The sequence below is a fragment of the Anaerosalibacter sp. Marseille-P3206 genome, from assembly GCF_900155565.1.
Classification (GTDB): domain Bacteria; phylum Bacillota; class Clostridia; order Tissierellales; family Sporanaerobacteraceae; genus FUHM01.
Window position 1 is genome coordinate 270,203 of the sequence record NZ_FUHM01000002.1, and the last position, 16,299, is coordinate 286,501.

The following is a 16,299-nucleotide window of genomic DNA, read 5'->3' on the forward strand; positions in this document are numbered from 1 at the left end:
TCTCCTACTTCTCTTTATTTTCATTTTCTAAATAGCTTCTAAGTAATTCTTCTATAAGTTCATCACGTTCTAACTTTCTTATTAAACTTCTAGCATTTTTATGGCTTGTTATATAAGTTGGATCTCCAGACAATATATAACCAATCATTTGATTAATTGCATTATAGTCTTTTTCCCTTAAAGCATCATATACAGTAAAAAGTATTTTCTTAGCTTCGTTCTCGTTATCTTTTGGTGGTTCAAATTTCATTGTCTCATTGTAACAGTTGTTCACATAAAACACCTCCTTATATATATATACCATAAACATACCATTATATACACATGTTAAACAAAATATTAGCCAAATATTTGGCTAATATTTTGTTTTATATATATTATATTAATTTGTCAACTAATTCTAAAGCTTCATTAACCTTTTTAGGGTCTTTTCCTCCAGCTTGTGCCATATCTGGACGACCACCACCTTTGCCTCCTGTAACAGCAGATACTTCTTTTATTATTTTCCCTGCATGATAACCACTATCAACTAAATCCTTAGTAACCATTGTCACAAAAGATACTTTGTCATCTGACACAGAAGCTAATACTATAATTCCTGATTCTAAAGAATTCTTAACTTCATCACCTAGATTTCTTAGTTCATTCATATCCATATTTTGAACACTATAAGTTACAACATTTATTCCATTAATTACTCTTTTTTCATTTATAATCTCATCTGCTAAAGAAGAAGCCATCTTACCTTTGTAAGACTCTATTTCTTTTTCCTTTTCCTTTAATTCCTCAGTTAAATCCTTCGCTTTTTCAACTACATCTTTTCTATTTGTTTTCAATACTTTTGATACACAATCTATTTGTCCTTCTGTTTCTAATAAATATCCATACACAGCTCTACCAGTTATCGCTTCAATTCTTCTTACACCTGAAGCTATGCCTGACTCACTAAGTATTTTAAACAATCCTATTTTCCCAGTATTGTCAATATGTGTTCCTCCACATAGTTCCATACTGTAGTCATCCATTTTTACAACTCGTACTTTTCCACCATATTTTTCATCAAATAGAGCTGTAGCTCCCATTTTTTTAGCTTCTTCAAGTGTTGTCTCAATAGTAGATACTTCTAGCTGTTCAAGTATTTTTTCATTTACAATTTGTTCAATTTTAGCTAGATCATTTTCATTTATCCCTTCAAAATGAGTAAAGTCAAATCTCAATCTATTAGGTAATACTATTGAACCAGCTTGATTTACATGATCTCCTAATACATCTTTTAATGCCTTGTGTAGTAAATGAGTTGCAGAGTGATTTCTTGCTATATCATTTCGCCTACTTATATCTACTTGAGAAACTGCTTCTTTTCCATCTTCTATCTCTCCACTTAGAACTTTTACAAAGTGGAAAATAACATTGTCCTTAGTCTTTTTTGTATCTAAAACCAATGCTTCAAAATTATCTCCTTTAATTGTACCAGTATCTCCTACTTGGCCTCCTCCTTCACCATAAAAAGGAGTTTCATTTAAAAGAATAATTCCCTCTTCACCTTCACTTATTTTAGATACCTTTTCATCTTCTAGAAATATACCAAGGACCTCTGAGCTAAGTTTTATATCTTCATATCCTCTAAAAGTAGTATTGAAGGATTTAAATCTATGGGAAAAATCATCCTTACTCCAAGCACCGTTTCCAACACCTTCCCTAGCTTTTCTTGCTCTATTCCTCTGTTCTTCCATTTCTATATTAAATTCATTTTCATCAACTTTTAAGTTCTTTTCTTCTAAAATTTCTCTAGTTAAATCCAATGGGAATCCATAAGTATCATATAATTTAAATGCTTTATCACCGCTTAAAACAACTTCACCTTTTTCTTTCGTCTCTTTTATATAAGCATCAAGTATATTTATACCTTGATCTATAGTTTCTTGAAACTTTTCTTCTTCAACCTTTATAACTTTCTTTATTTTTACCTCATTTTCCCTTAATTCAGGATAGTCTTCACTCCACAATTTTATAATGAACGAAGAAAGTTCAGATAAAAAAGCTCCCTCTATACCAAGAAGTTTTCCATGTCTAGCAGCTCTTCTAATAAGCCTTCTAAGTACATATCCCCTACCTTCATTGCTTGGTAGTACTCCATCAGATATTAAAAAAGTCATGGCACGTATATGATCTGTTACAACTCTTATAGATTCATCTGTCTTTTTATCTTTTCCATAAGAAATACCTGTTGTCCTTTCAACTTCACTAATAACTTTTTTAATTTCTCCTACTTCAAAAATATTATCTGCTCCTTCAAGAACAGCAGCCATTCTCTCAAGACCCATACCAGTATCAATGTTTTTATTAGTTAGATTGTTGTAATTACCATTTTCATCTTTATCAAATTGTGAAAAAACTAAATTCCAAACTTCAACATATCTATCACATTCACAACCTGGTTTACATGTTTCCTTACCACAACCATGTTTTTCGCCTCTATCTATATATATTTCAGAACAAGGTCCACAAGGCCCTACTTCTAGTTCCCAGAAGTTATCTTCTTTGCCTAGTCTTACTATTTTTTTGTCTTCAATTCCGATTTTCTCATTCCAAATCTTAAATGATTCATCATCATCTTCAAAAATAGTTACCCAAATCTTATCCTTTGGTACTTCAAGCCTTTCAGTCATAAACTCCCAAGCAAACTCTATTGCCTCTTCCTTGAAATAATCCCCAAAGGAAAAATTACCTAACATCTCAAAGAATGTTGCATGTCTATCTGTTTTTCCTACATTTTCAATATCACCTGTCCTTACACATTTCTGGCAGGTAGCCATTCTCCTTCTTGGTGGCTCTACTTCTCCTGTAAAATAAGGCTTTAATGGTGCCATTCCAGCATTTATCAACAACAAGCTCTTGTCATTTTTAGGAACAAGAGAAAAACTTTTCTCAACTAAATGGTCTTTTTCTTTAAAAAAATCTAGAAATTCTTTTTTTACTTCATGTAGACCTAATTTTTTCATATTATCCGCACCTTTCTTTTAGGTTAAACTGTTTATATATATTTAAACATTCTCATTCGTTAGTTTATAAAAAAACCGTCCCATCATAAAAAGGACGAGTATATTTCACACTATAACTAGGATTATAATTGAAAAACAGCTAATTGTCAATATTTAACCCCTGTTTATGTTTTCTATTAAATATGAATATAACACCTTTAAAATGCCTACAACTGGGATTGCGAGAATCATTCCTGTAACTCCAAAAAAACCTCCTCCTATTATCAAAGATAATATTACTGTTACTGGATGAATGCCCACACTTTCTCCAACAATTTTAGGTGTTATAATATTGCTTTCAATTTGCTGAATAATAGTAAATATAATAATTACCCATAGCGCTCTAATAGGACTCTTTAGTAGCGCAAAAAAAACCGCAGGTATTATACCTATTACAGGGCCAAAATAAGGTATAATATCAGCTATACCAGCCATCAATCCAATAATTAAGGCAAAATCAATTCTCAAAAAAAACAATGATATAGTAGTAGTAATGCCAACGAACATTGCAACAAGAACTCTTCCTTTAATAAATTGACTAATAACTTTATTGACATCTTTAGACAATTTTAACACATGATTTCTATAATCCTTTGGAATACAAAAATATATTTTCTTTTTAAAATACTCTTTATCATTTAAAAAATAAAACGATAGAATTGGGATAAGTACTATTGTAAATATCTTTGAAAATATATCAATAGTCTTATCTGTAAATTTTTTAATCCATTTAGTAACTATTTTTTCAATTTCACTAACATTATCTTTGAATATTCCTTTAACTCCATCTAATTGTGGTGGAATGTTGTCAATATTTTTAATATATTTATCATAAATTGAATCAAAATATCCAAAGACTCTATCTAAATACCTAGGTAGAATAGAACCTAAATTCTTAAACTCCTTCATGATATTTGGCCCAAAAACAAATATTAGTAAAAAGATTATTACTGCGAGTATAAGATATATTAACACTACACTTAAAAATCTAGATAAACCTTTCTTTTCAAAATAATTGACTATAGGATTTAAAAGATAAGAAAATATTATTGCCATAAAAATAGCATAAATTGATTCTGATAAAAAAGAATACTTTTTTATTATAAAAAAAAATAAGAATACAAATATTAAAAAACCAAGTGTTTTGAAGGTCTTGGTATTATCTATTTTTATTTTTTTTCTTTCTTCTACATATTTATTTCCAATATTTATTATATAATAGATGATGACTATAATTAATATCACCATTAACAATTGTATTATTTTACCAAGATTTGTCCAAACCATTTCATGTCTCCTTTAAAACAAAGTAAGGCAGCTAAAGCTGCCTATCCCCAAAGTGAAGTTACACCATTTTTTATATTTGAGAAAGCTCTTCTAGTATTTCTCATCATCTTTCTTTTTTGTCTTGGATCCATCCTTGATGTTGCAAAAATACCAACACTAGCTCCTAGTATACTACCCATTAAAGCACCTTTTCTAAACCAACTATTCATATAAATCATCTCCTTTTTAAGGTTTCTATTTATATTCTGCCACTTTAACCATCCTCTAATTCTAGAAGTTTTTTGTAATATTCTTTATTTTTAACAATTTGGTCCATTATCATGTCATTCATAACTATATTTTCTCCACCAATTTGAATATTTTCCATATTGGGTATGAAACTTCTACCATTAAATATTTCTTCAAATATTCCCTCTGTCATAATAAATCCTATAAGTATGCCATTTGAAGGATTTATTATGACATCTTTAACGTAACCTATTAGTTCTCCATCTTCTTTCAATACACCTTTTTCTATAATATTTACATCTTCTCCGATAATTAATTTCTCTATATTTAATTTTTCCATATTCAAACATTTATCCTTGCAAACTAAAATTTTATCATCATCAACTGAAACTATTGTCTCAAAAGGTATTAAACATTTATCCTTTATCAATTTTCCACTTTCAACTATTATATTGGTAATTTTATGTAAATCATTTGAAAATACTAAATCAGCAACTTTTCCAAGTTCCTCACCTTCATTTTTATCTAAAATACTGCATTTTAACAATTTTGTATATCTAATCATATAATTACCTCTCTTTTTCTTTTACTTATATTTATTATTCCTCAAATTAATATAAAAAAAACTGCTGAATTTTTCAGCAGTTATTCTTCAATTTCATGATCGTGTGGATCTTCTTCAGGATCAAATCCTTCAAGTCCAGATATATGAACATTATTTTTCTTTGAATAATCTAATAGTGCAGATTTTATAGCTTGTTCTGCAAGCACTGAACAGTGCATTTTTACAGGTGGCAATCCATCTAATGCCTCAGCAACAGCTTTATTAGTAACACTCATCGCTTCTTGAATAGTTTTTCCTTTTACCATTTCTGTTGCCATACTTGATGAAGCTATAGCAGAACCACAACCAAAAGTCTTAAACTTTACATCCACAATAACTCCATCCTCTATTTTTAAATACATCTTCATGATATCTCCACATTTTGGATTACCTACTTCACCAATTCCATCTGCATCAGGTATTTCACCAACATTTCTAGGATTTCTAAAATGATCCATTACTTTTTCTGAGTACATTTTTCTTCCCCCTTTACATTTTCATATAGTGGTGACATAGCTCTAAGTCTATCTACAATCTCCACAAGTTTCTCTACTACATAATCAACTTCCTCTTCAGTATTAAAATCGCCCAATGAAAGTCTAAGTGAACCATGAGCTATTTCATGGGGAAGTCCAATGGCTAACAATACATGTGATGGATCTAAAGAACCTGAAGTACAAGCTGAACCACTCGATCCTGCTATTCCTTCTATGTCTAAACTTAGTAACAAAGATTCCCCTTCTATAAATCTAAAACAAAAGTTTGCATTCCCTGGCAATCTATTAGTTGGATGACCATTTAATCTCACATAGCCAATATTATCCATCACCTTATTTATAAGTCTGTTTCTTAACTTTTCAAGTTTTGCATTGTGATCATCAATATTTTCATAAGCAAGTTCAATAGCTTTTCCAAGTCCAACTATTGCTGGAACATTTTCTGTCCCCGCTCTTTTATTTCTTTCTTGAGCTCCACCTTCAATTAAATTGTGCATCTTAACCCCTTGTCTAATATATAATGCACCTATTCCCTTTGGTCCATACAATTTATGAGCTGAAAGAGATAATAAATCTATATTTAATTCATTTACATCTATTTTTACATTTCCTATAGCTTGAACTGCATCTGTGTGGAAATATATTCCCTTTTCTTTTGCTATCTTTCCTATTTCCTTTATGGGTTGGATAGTTCCTATTTCATTGTTAGCAAACATTATAGAAATGAGAATAGTTTCATCTGTTATTGAATTTTTAAGCTGTTCTAGATCTACTGTACCGTATTCATCTACATCAAGATAAGTAATCTTGAAACCTTGCCTCTCTAAATATTCACATGTGTGAAGTATTGCATGATGCTCTATTTTTGAAGTAATAATATGATTACCTTTATTTTTATTTGCAAAAGCTACTCCTTTGATTGCCCAGTTATCAGCTTCTGAACCACCGCTAGTAAAAAAAATCTCCTTTGGATTTGCTCCAAGTGCATTTGCTACCCTTTCTCTAGCTTTATCTACTGCAATTTTTGACTGTCCACCTAAAGAATATATACTCGATGGATTTCCATACTTTTCATTGAAATATGGTAACATTTCTTCTAGTACTTCTGATTTAACTGGAGTTGTAGCTGAATTATCCATATAAATGTATTTTCTCATAGTTTTTCCTCCTAAATTAGTGATTTTTTCGCCATTATAGTATTGTGCTCATCTACCATATCTTGTAATGTAATAGAGTCTACTACATCATTTATGCTATCTCTTATCTTGGTCCAAACAAGTTTTGTAACACAATACTCGGCTCTTTCACAATTAGTATCATCACTATCTATAACACAATCTGCAGGCGCCATATTGCCTTCCAAAACCCTCAAGATATTGCCTACAGTTATTTCACTAGGTGATTTAGCTAGGTAATAACCACCTTGAGCTCCCCTTACACTTTCTAGCAATCCATTCTTTTTTAGTGTGGCAACAAGTTGCTCAAGATAATTCTCTGAAATTTTCTGTTCTTCAGCCACATTATTTAATGGAATAGGACCTTCTCCATAATGTAATGCTAACTCAAACATTGCTTTTAGTCCGTATCTTCCTTTTGTTGACAGCCTCATTTTTTCACCTCTTTTAATCCCAACCAAATCACTTGGTTTTCTTTTATAAGTATATTATACCCTAGCGTTTTTGTCAACATTAAAAAAAGAAGAGCTTTTAGCTCCTCTTTAGTCATCAAATGCGTCTTCATACTGTGGTGGGAAAAAGTCTGGGAATGGTTCATATTCAAAGTTTTCACAAACATCTTTTGGTGAGAAATCCTCACACTCAATAGGTTCTGGACAGAATCCAAATGTAGGAATCAAAAGTTGAACTCTTCCAACAACCTTAACTATTACAAATATTCCTACTGCAAAAGAAACTTTACCATTAGTAACTATAGGCATACCTAAAGTTCTTGAAGATGTTTCTATAACAATTTCAAAAGTAAATTCATCCCTTGCATCAGGAATGAAAAGTACAATATCCTTAAGTATATCAGGTAAAAATTTCTCTTCACTAGTACCATCAGTGTATATAATGTCGTAAGGAATCCTTAAAGTAAACATAACTCTTCTAAACTGTGGCCTATTCTCTATATCTGTTATCGCCAATGTGCCAGGAACTATAAAACCAGGTTTAAAACGTATTTCTTTAAAAGTCTTACCACTTGCAATGCTTACTTCAACTTTTGGTATACAATGTCTTTGAGAACAACTAGCATATACTTTATCTACTATTATACAATCGACTTCTACAGAATCAACTTCTCCTATTTTGTTTAAATCCAATTCATTATATTCTTCATTCACAAAATCTCACTCCTTTTTTAATAATTTCACTTTTACTATCATATTATGAATCAAGGAACATTTTGTGATATTTATTCTGTTGGTAATGTAAAAAGTTTTATGAAAAAATAAAAGTCAAAAATAATACTTTTCAATTAAATTTTGAGTGGGATCTCCCGCCACCCTTGACAAAAAATAAGAAAATGCTTAGTTAAAACTAACAAGGGCGAGGGGAACTCAAAAACAAGACAACGCAAATAAGCCCTTGAAATGTTCATTATAGCATTTTCTTAAATATTTTTGTCAAGGGCAAGCCTACGGTGGCTAGTGCTGCTGGGCTCAAAGAATCTAAAAACAAGACTTTAAGCACAAGAAGATATGTATTCTTCAGACAGTTGTATTAATTTAATCCATCTTGCAGGCATATTGGGTAAATCCTCAAGTTCAGGAATAACAACAGGTACACTAGCTTCCAATGAAGCATGAGGTCTTAAAAAGTTGAAATAAACAGCAAACAATGTAACAAAAGTAACAGAACCATGCTGGGCACCAAATCCATGAGAGGATTTGTAATTGCCTTTAAAAGTGCGATTAAGACGTTCGATAACTTGCTTAAGTGGTCTAAATTCTTTTGAAACAGGATCATCATTAGTAAGACCAATGACCTGTGAAACATCAAAAAATATATCATGTTGGGCAAAAAAATGTTGAGCAAGAAGGTAAATAGGATTACCATCAACAATGATATTAAGATTCTTTGGAATTTCCTTAAATTTAGACAAAACATCATCTAAAGCAATAATAGCTGAAGGAGTGTCACGATTAGGAGAAACATGGTAAGACAAAATAATCTTCTTAACAGCATCAAAGAAAAAGAAGATATAATGCCATTTACCATTAACCCTAATATAAGTTTCATCACCACAAATAGAGTCAGATAGCTCATAAGGGTAATTGTCAACAAATGGCTTAGTAATAACACTTACAGTGTTAGCATAATTAAGAACAGTTTGATGAGAAATATCAACCTGATGAATATCTTTCATGATAGCAGCAGTCTTTCTAGCACTTAGGCCATAATTAACATAATAAGTTAAAACAAGACCTAAAACATGATTGGAAGCATAAATCCTTGGCAAAGAAACAGAACCTTTAACAGGAGAAGTTCTAGATAAAGGCTTAAAGTTAATATTAAAAGCTCTGTAAATATAATGCATTTTAAAAGAATGAGGCTTAATCTCAAACAGCTCCTTTTGTTCTTTAGATAAAGAATTTTTGTTTTTAAGATAAAAAGAGCACTCATTGTTTTTACACTTGTAGATAATAAAGAATTTACGATCCTTAATAGGCTCAAGAGCCTTGTTACAATGAGGACATCTTAAAATAACAGACTTGGAAAATTGATTTTTTCGGCTAAAAGTTGATTCACAAACCTTGCATTTAAATTGGCCTCTGCCACCGTTGTTATCGTATATGTAAATGTGAGGAGCACCACAACAAGGACAAGAAATAGATTCAGGAACAGGAACTTTAGAGTTAACAGGTTTAAGCTCTTTTCCTTTATCCAACAAATAATTCTTTAAAAGAACTTTGTGATCATATTTCTTAACCTTATCAAAGATAGGCATTTCGTCGACTTTCAGTTTACGATAAGGCTTATCAATGGGTTCATCAGGTAGCTTCGAAGCTTTAATAGCACCTAAACAAAATAGAAGATATAAAATAATGTTATTTTGGACTTGAATAAAGTATAGTAAATAAGTTATAATATCGAACATGGATGACAATTCCTTTCTAGTTAGATTTGTTTGACGACGATATTATAACTAATGAATGGATATTTGTCATCCATTTTTGTATATAAAAACAAAAAATATTTAGCTCTCTTTAGGGGGTAAATATTTTTATTAAGATAAATGTTTGAAAATCAAGGATTGTCAGAGATGTATATTAATATTTTTGACAATACCATTCTGTTAAAAGGAGTGAGATTATGAATAAAATAATTAGAAATGGAAACATTGTAATAAATTCAGAAGGATATTATTATAACTTTTATAAAGATGAACAAGAAAACTTAAATATGGTTAAGTTCAATAATAATGGACTCTTAGTCGATTCTATAGTGTTGGAATATAAAAAAGTTTTGAATTTCTCTGTAAATATAGACAAAGAAGATACTATTCATCTTATATGCTTATTAAAAAATGGAAATTTAGTTTACTCAACATTTAAAAATGAGGAATGGTCAAACAACTATATTGGAAATCTAGATACGAAATCTAATATTTATAAACAATTATATATATATATTATTAACAATGAAATTTATACATTTTATGCTTATTGCAATCTAGTCAATAAAAACATTTGCACTTTAGAATTAATTACTGGTACTAATGTTAATTGGACAAGAAAAAGAATAATTAATATAGTTACAAATGATTTTGATAATCCATTCTCTATTAACCATGACTCTTTGGGTAATATACATTTCGCCTATAAATCACAAGAAAAAAATCACAGCCATATTTACTACGTTTTTTATAATATTTATACACAAAGTTGGAGTAAAACACCTATGAAAATTTCTAATGCGCCTGTTGAAAACGCAAATCCATATCTTTTTGTAGACACTAAAGATAATGTTCACATACTATGGTATTCACTTGAAAATATGGATTTTATACTTCATTATAAAAGACTAGCAGCTTCAGGACAAGATAAATATAGATGGGTAGAGGTAAAATTACCACTTATAAAAAATATTGATACTCCTACTATTATGTTTGAAATAGATAATATTTTAAAAATTACTTACTTTGATAATAATAGCTTAGGATTCTTATCCTCAAAAGATCAAGGTCTCACTTGGGTAGATAATAATAAACTCAAATTAGATACAGAATCAATCTTTTTTATAAAATGCTCCTCAAATTATTCTAAAACTCATTTCCTAGAAAAAGCTAGTGATTGTTATTGTCAAATTGGTGATGAAATATTATGCTATTTATATGATAGTTCTAATAAAAAAGATATAACAAATTCAAAAAAAAACGTATCTACTTCAAATGTAGATACTCAATCCCCTTCTAATATTTCAAAAGTAGAAGAAGAATTAAAAAACTTAAAAAGAAATGTTGAAGAATTATTATTATACAAAGATAAAACTGACAATGAAATTTCAAAACTTAAAGATAGCTTTGAACAAAATAAAAATATTTCATTTTTAAATAAATTGTCAAGTTTGTTTAAATCAAATAATTAAGATTCTTAATTGTTTTACTTCCATTTTTTCTTTCTATACAATATAGACTTTCTATGTTTGTATTTAAAGATCTTGCTTCTCTTTTTAAAATGTCTAGTTGTCTCATTTCTTTAAATTTTATAGAATAACCACATCCAGCTTGAATCTGACATGGAGTTGAAACAAGCTGGAAATTTTTATACCCCAAATTTTCCAGAATATAGTTTATTTGTATTGCATAGCTTTTTGATTTAAAGATAGCTATATAATATTTATCTTCTATCATTTCTTACACCTCTCTTCTAATATAATATATTTCCAAAAAATGCTTTCGTTACTGCAATTTTTAGATTAAAAATCATAATATGAAATAAAGGAACAATATTATGGAGGTAAAAAGTGAATATTTTATATCCAGTTAATAAATGTACTAAAATTAAAATAAATCCATCATTATATGAAAATATAAATACTGATATTGGTGTATCCGTAATTACTTGTACAAATAAAAAAAATAAATATCAAAGCATATTAAATAATTATAATAGACAAGTCTATCAAAAAAAAGAATTAATCATCATACTAAATGATAATTCATTAGAAATAGATAAATATAAAATTGATAAACAAAGTAATGTAAAGATTTTTCAACTAAATCAAAAAATAACCCTTGGTGAATGTTTAAACTTTGCGGTAGATAAAAGTAAATATCCTATTATTTCTAAATTTGACGATGATGACTACTATGCCCCAAAATATTTGTCTGATTCTATTAAAGCATTAGGATACACCAATGCTGACATAGTTGGAAAATCTAGTACTTTTGTATATTTTGAAAAAGATAATACTTTAGCAATAAAAAATAATAATAGAGATAATAGATACGTTTATAGAGTTGAAGGTTCAACCTTAATTTTTAGAAAAGAAATATTAGATGATATACGTTTTAAACCTAAAAATTTAGGAGAAGATTTAGAGTTTTGTAAAGATGCTATAAAAAAAGGTTACAAAATCTATTCATCCAATATTCATCACTACCTTTATATTAGAAACTCAAATAACAACCATAGCTGGAAAATTCCAAATGAATATTTGATTAAATATTGTAAAATTATATGTAAAGAAAAAAGCATCAACTATATCCTAAATAATTACATTGATGTAACAAGTCATAAATAGACTCATATTATAAAAACAGGAATAAGTAAAATTTGAGGTGATAATATGAAAGTATGTGTTGTTGGACTAGGATATATTGGACTTCCTACTGCATGTATATTAGCTTTAAATGGTCATAATGTTGTTGGAATTGATATAAATGAGTCGGTAGTTGATATGATAAATAAAGGCCTTGTTCCTATAAATGAAAACAAATTAGACTCCACATTAAAAACTTTAATTTCCCAAAATAAAATTATAGCAAAAACTACAGCTGAAAGTGCTGATGCTTATATTATATGTGTACCAACCCCCTTAGACGACAATTTCTCTTGTAATATGCATTATGTATCTAATGCAATGGAATCCATATTACCTTGTGTTTGTCCAGGTAATATGATAATTATTGAATCAACAGTACCACCTGGTACAATTAAAAATATAATCAAACCAGCAATAGAAAATAGAGGATTTAATATAGGAGAAGATATTTATTTAGCCTACTGCCCAGAAAGAGTTTTGCCAGGAAATATTTTTAATGAAATAGTTTACAATGACCGAATAATAGGCGGAGTTACAGATAAATGTGAAAAAGTAGTTTCAACTTTTTATAAAACTTTCGTTAAAGGAAATATTTTTATAACAGATTCAAAAACAGCTGAAATGACCAAAATAGCAGAAAATATTTACAGGGATGTTAATATTGCCCTTGCAAATCAACTCTCTATTCTATGTAACGAACTTGAAATAAACAGTTTAAAAGTCTTCAATCTAGCAAACAAACATCCTAGAGTTAATTTCTTATCACCAGGCCCTGGAGTTGGAGGACATTGTTTACCAGTAGACCCTTACTTTGTATTAAAGGATAAAAATGATTCTTCTAGTATAATTGTCCTTTCAAGAAAAATAAATGAAAACATGCCTAACTATATAGCTTCATTAGCAAAAAAAATAATAAATTATATTCCATCTCCTAAAGTGACCCTTTGGGGTGTCGCCTATAAAGGTAATATCGATGATACTAGAAATAGTCCTTCTATTCAAATAATAAATAAATTAAAAGAACTTAATTGTGATTTTCAAGTTTATGATCCTGTTGTTAAAAACTGCTGTATTGAAACTAAAGAAGAGTCATTAAAAGATTCTAATCTACTAATTATACTAACAGATCACGATGAGTTTAAAAGTTTAGATCCTAAACTTGTTTTAAGAACAATGAGAAATCCAATAATACTCGATTCAAAAAACATATTAGATTCAATTTCTTTTATGCTAAATGGAATAATCGTATATAATTTTGGTAATTTTCATTTGTTAAATTAGGTAGGTGACAATATGAGTAAAGTAGTTAATACATGTCTAAAAAATTTTATAAATAAAAAAAATAAAAAGCTTAAAGAATCTAAAAGCTTAAGAGGTGTTTCTGTTATTACATGTACTAATAATCCAAACGCACTTAAAAATATCATAGAAAATTATGAAAGACAAAACTTTACTGAAAAAGAGTTGATTATCATAATAAATAACAATCATATAAATATAGAAGATTGGAAATCAAAAATAGGTGAAATAAATAATATAAATATATTTAAACTTGATGAAAAAATTTCTCTAGGAAAATGTCTTAATTATGGTGTATCAAAATCAAAATATGATTATATTGCAAAATTTGATGATGACGATTATTATGGGCCAAAATATTTATCTGAAGCAATTAGTGGTTTTAAAGTTTCAAGAGCTAGTGTGGTTGGTAAAGGTACTACTATTGTGTATTTTGTTAAATCAAATACACTTGCTTTAAGGGACCCTGGATTAGAAAAAAGATTTGTTAACTTTGTAAATGGCTCTACATTAGTTGCCAAAAAAAGTGTTTTTAACAAAATAAAATTTAGAGATATGTCTGCAGCTGAAGATGTGAATTTCTGTAGAGACTGTTTACAAAGTGGAATAAGGATATATTCTACTAGCAAATATAATCATGTATATATGAGATATCCTTCAAAAAATAAACACACTTGGAAAATTAGTGATGATGAGCTTTTGAAAAGATATTGTAACGTTGTAGGAAATACCAAAGACTATATAAAATATGCAAATAATTAAAGTAAGGTGTTTAATATGAATGCTAAAAGTATTACAAATAAAAAAATAAGAATTCGTGGTAAATTTAAAGAAACTAAAAGTCCAGTTGTAAATAAAACTATTAGAAATATTTCTAAACTAAAAGATTTTAATATTAATAATAATATTAATGTAGCTTGCATCCTTGATGAATTTAGTTATGAATGTTTTAAATATGAATGTAATCTTGTTCAATTAGGTATAAATAATTGGAAGAATACTATAAAACAACTAAAACCTCAATTTTTATTTGTTGAATCTGCTTGGCTTGGATTTAATGGTGAATGGGCTGGTAAAATAGCAAATATTAATATGTATAATAACAAATATATAAAAGAATTAACTGAATGGTGTAATGAACATAAAATACCAACTGTATTTTGGGCAAAAGAGGATCCTAATGATTTTGATATTTTTATTGACTCTGCAAAATATTTTGATTATGTATTTACAACAGATTTTAATTGTATGCCTAAATACAAAAAAATATTAAATCACAACAACATTTATCTATTACCCTTTGCTGCACAGCCAAGAATACACAATCCAGTAAACAAAGATCTTGAAAAAAAAGGTGATATTTTATTTGCTGGAGGCTGGTATAAAAAATTTAATAAAAGAAAAGATTATATAAATATGTTGTTAATACCAGCAATGAAATATGATTTAAATATTTATGATAGATTTTACAGGCAAAATGGTGATTTAAACAAGTTTCCTGAAATTTTTAAACCTTATATAAAAGATAGTCTGCCATATAACAAAATTGTTGAGGAATATAAAAAATATAAATTACTACTAAATGTAAATTCTGTAGATGAAAGTCCAACTACCTTTTCTAGAAGAGTTTTTGAAGTATTGGCAAGTGGAATTCCAATTGTTAGTAGCTATTCATTGGGGATTAAAAATTATTTTGACAATATCGTCTTATTATGTAAAACTAAACAGGATGTATATAAAAACATCGAACTCATTTTAAAAGACAAAGAATCATCTGATAAGATATCACTGCTTGGTCAAAGAAAGGTTTTTGAAAATCACACTTATAAACAAAGATTTGAAAAAATATTAAATACATTAAAAATTAATTATGATAAAAAAGCTGAAGGAGTTAGCGTGATTACATGTACGAAACGAACTGAAAATATGGAAAATGTTTTTAATAATTTTCTATCTCAATCATATTCAAAAAAAGAGCTTATTGTAATACTCAATAATGACTCAATGAATATTGATAAATGGATTGAAAAAGCAAAAAAATATAAAAACATAAAGATTTTTCAATTACCTGAAAAAAAACCACTAGGTAGCTGTTTAAATTTTGCTGTAGATAATTCTAAATATGAATGTATATCAAAATTTGATGATGATGATTATTATGCTCCTAATTATTTAGTTGATATGTTAAATGCATTTAAATATACTAACGCTCACATACTAGGAAAATATAGTCTATATGCATATCTAGAGGATAAAAAACTACTAACTTTAAGATATCCTAATATGGATAATAGATTTATTGATTATGTTGCAGGCTCAACTTTAACCTTTAAAAAAGAAGTGTTTGAAAAAGTTAGATTTAGAGATTTAAACAAAAGCGAAGATACCAATTTCCTTAATGATTCTATAAAAAAAGGATTTAAAATTTATGCTACTGATAGATTTAATCATGTTGTATGTAGAAGAAATGATTTAAATGACCACTCATGGAAAATCAGTGAGACAGAGTTTCTGAAAAATTGTAAAATAATAACTAAAACTAACGATTATAAAACTTATGTAACAGTTTAATCTAG

Annotated in this window: 16 protein-coding genes; 5 read left to right on the forward strand and 11 right to left on the reverse strand. The window is 28.5% G+C overall.

The features are described 5' to 3' along the window. Window positions 1-4 precede the first annotated feature (4 nt). The 10 genes from BQ9840_RS02605 to BQ9840_RS02645 all read right to left on the reverse strand — a co-directional run bounded on the left by BQ9840_RS02605 (window position 5) and on the right by BQ9840_RS02645 (window position 9,755). A complete protein-coding gene (locus tag BQ9840_RS02605; protein WP_234978659.1) occupies window positions 5-250 on the reverse strand; it encodes an IreB family regulatory phosphoprotein in 246 nt (81 codons plus the stop codon). A gap of 127 nt (window positions 251-377) precedes the next feature. Continuing rightward, complete coding sequence (alaS, locus tag BQ9840_RS02610; RefSeq protein WP_077367764.1) at window positions 378-3,002, reverse strand: alanine--tRNA ligase; 2,625 nt, start codon at window positions 3,000-3,002, stop codon at window positions 378-380. Between the two features lie 153 nt (window positions 3,003-3,155). Further along, window positions 3,156-4,328 carry an AI-2E family transporter gene (locus BQ9840_RS02615; RefSeq protein ID WP_077367766.1) on the reverse strand — a complete coding sequence of 391 codons (1,173 nt, stop codon included), beginning with the start codon at window positions 4,326-4,328 and terminating at the stop codon, window positions 3,156-3,158. Window positions 4,329-4,369: 41 nt separating this feature from the next. Continuing rightward, on the reverse strand, window positions 4,370-4,537 hold the full coding sequence (locus BQ9840_RS12475) for a hypothetical protein (protein WP_159436062.1): 168 nt from the start codon (window positions 4,535-4,537) through the stop codon (window positions 4,370-4,372). A 44-nt stretch (window positions 4,538-4,581) separates the two neighbouring features. Beyond that, the gene (locus tag BQ9840_RS02620) at window positions 4,582-5,121 is read right to left on the reverse strand and encodes a PRC-barrel domain-containing protein (RefSeq protein ID WP_077367768.1); all 540 of its coding nucleotides are present in this window, start codon (window positions 5,119-5,121) and stop codon (window positions 4,582-4,584) included. Window positions 5,122-5,201: 80 nt separating this feature from the next. After that, window positions 5,202-5,636 (reverse strand): Fe-S cluster assembly scaffold protein NifU, encoded by a 435-nt coding sequence (nifU, locus tag BQ9840_RS02625; protein WP_077367770.1) that lies wholly within the window; start codon window positions 5,634-5,636, stop codon window positions 5,202-5,204. Then, the gene (nifS, locus tag BQ9840_RS02630) at window positions 5,618-6,814 is read right to left on the reverse strand and encodes a cysteine desulfurase NifS (RefSeq protein WP_077367772.1); all 1,197 of its coding nucleotides are present in this window, start codon (window positions 6,812-6,814) and stop codon (window positions 5,618-5,620) included. Before nifS ends, nifU begins: the two co-directional genes overlap by 19 nt. An 11-nt stretch (window positions 6,815-6,825) precedes the next feature. Then, window positions 6,826-7,266 (reverse strand): RrF2 family transcriptional regulator, encoded by a 441-nt coding sequence (locus BQ9840_RS02635; RefSeq protein WP_077367774.1) that lies wholly within the window; start codon window positions 7,264-7,266, stop codon window positions 6,826-6,828. A 108-nt stretch (window positions 7,267-7,374) separates the two neighbouring features. After that, on the reverse strand, window positions 7,375-7,998 hold the full coding sequence (locus tag BQ9840_RS02640; protein WP_077367776.1) for a hypothetical protein: 624 nt from the start codon (window positions 7,996-7,998) through the stop codon (window positions 7,375-7,377). Between the two features lie 341 nt (window positions 7,999-8,339). Next, window positions 8,340-9,755, reverse strand: coding sequence for a DDE-type integrase/transposase/recombinase (locus BQ9840_RS02645; protein ID WP_077367778.1), 1,416 nt, complete (start codon window positions 9,753-9,755; stop codon window positions 8,340-8,342). Between the two features lie 215 nt (window positions 9,756-9,970). Between BQ9840_RS02645 and BQ9840_RS02650 the strand changes: the two genes are divergently transcribed. After that, window positions 9,971-11,245, forward strand: a complete 1,275-nt coding sequence (locus BQ9840_RS02650; protein WP_077367780.1) for a hypothetical protein — start codon at window positions 9,971-9,973, stop codon at window positions 11,243-11,245. On the opposite strand, the gene BQ9840_RS02655 is transcribed toward BQ9840_RS02650, so the two are convergent. After that, window positions 11,229-11,510: a DUF3343 domain-containing protein gene (locus tag BQ9840_RS02655; protein WP_077367782.1), complete on the reverse strand. Its 282-nt coding sequence runs from the start codon at window positions 11,508-11,510 to the stop codon at window positions 11,229-11,231. The genes BQ9840_RS02650 and BQ9840_RS02655 overlap by 17 nt on opposite strands. Window positions 11,511-11,623: 113 nt before the next feature. Here BQ9840_RS02655 and BQ9840_RS02660 point away from each other — a divergent pair, with 113 nt between their 5' ends. Genes BQ9840_RS02660 through BQ9840_RS02675 form a run of 4 tightly spaced genes read left to right on the forward strand, consistent with a single transcriptional unit; the run spans window position 11,624 to window position 16,294 of the window. Beyond that, window positions 11,624-12,403, forward strand: coding sequence for a glycosyltransferase (locus tag BQ9840_RS02660; protein WP_077367784.1), 780 nt, complete (start codon window positions 11,624-11,626; stop codon window positions 12,401-12,403). A gap of 45 nt (window positions 12,404-12,448) precedes the next feature. Continuing rightward, a complete protein-coding gene (locus BQ9840_RS02665) occupies window positions 12,449-13,705 on the forward strand; it encodes a nucleotide sugar dehydrogenase (protein WP_077367786.1) in 1,257 nt (418 codons plus the stop codon). Window positions 13,706-13,717: 12 nt separating this feature from the next. Further along, the gene (locus tag BQ9840_RS02670; protein ID WP_077367788.1) at window positions 13,718-14,485 is read left to right on the forward strand and encodes a glycosyltransferase; all 768 of its coding nucleotides are present in this window, start codon (window positions 13,718-13,720) and stop codon (window positions 14,483-14,485) included. 15 nt (window positions 14,486-14,500) lie between these two features. Then, on the forward strand, window positions 14,501-16,294 hold the full coding sequence (locus BQ9840_RS02675; protein ID WP_077367790.1) for a glycosyltransferase family protein: 1,794 nt from the start codon (window positions 14,501-14,503) through the stop codon (window positions 16,292-16,294). Window positions 16,295-16,299: the final 5 nt, after the last annotated feature.

Coding starts and splice junctions, on each gene's coding strand:
- BQ9840_RS02620 (WP_077367768.1), bottom strand. CDS start 5,121: ATGATTAGATATACAAAATTGTTAAAATGCAGTATTTTAGATAAAAAT.
- BQ9840_RS02605 (WP_234978659.1), bottom strand. CDS start 250: ATGAAATTTGAACCACCAAAAGATAACGAGAACGAAGCTAAGAAAATA.
- BQ9840_RS02655 (WP_077367782.1), bottom strand. CDS start 11,510: ATGATAGAAGATAAATATTATATAGCTATCTTTAAATCAAAAAGCTAT.
- BQ9840_RS02670 (WP_077367788.1), top strand. CDS start 13,718: ATGAGTAAAGTAGTTAATACATGTCTAAAAAATTTTATAAATAAAAAA.
- BQ9840_RS02635 (WP_077367774.1), bottom strand. CDS start 7,266: ATGAGGCTGTCAACAAAAGGAAGATACGGACTAAAAGCAATGTTTGAG.
- BQ9840_RS02665 (WP_077367786.1), top strand. CDS start 12,449: ATGAAAGTATGTGTTGTTGGACTAGGATATATTGGACTTCCTACTGCA.
- BQ9840_RS02645 (WP_077367778.1), bottom strand. CDS start 9,755: ATGTTCGATATTATAACTTATTTACTATACTTTATTCAAGTCCAAAAT.
- BQ9840_RS02675 (WP_077367790.1), top strand. CDS start 14,501: ATGAATGCTAAAAGTATTACAAATAAAAAAATAAGAATTCGTGGTAAA.
- BQ9840_RS02650 (WP_077367780.1), top strand. CDS start 9,971: ATGAATAAAATAATTAGAAATGGAAACATTGTAATAAATTCAGAAGGA.
- BQ9840_RS02615 (WP_077367766.1), bottom strand. CDS start 4,328: ATGGTTTGGACAAATCTTGGTAAAATAATACAATTGTTAATGGTGATA.
- nifU (WP_077367770.1), bottom strand. CDS start 5,636: ATGTACTCAGAAAAAGTAATGGATCATTTTAGAAATCCTAGAAATGTT.
- nifS (WP_077367772.1), bottom strand. CDS start 6,814: ATGAGAAAATACATTTATATGGATAATTCAGCTACAACTCCAGTTAAA.
- BQ9840_RS12475 (WP_159436062.1), bottom strand. CDS start 4,537: ATGAATAGTTGGTTTAGAAAAGGTGCTTTAATGGGTAGTATACTAGGA.
- alaS (WP_077367764.1), bottom strand. CDS start 3,002: ATGAAAAAATTAGGTCTACATGAAGTAAAAAAAGAATTTCTAGATTTT.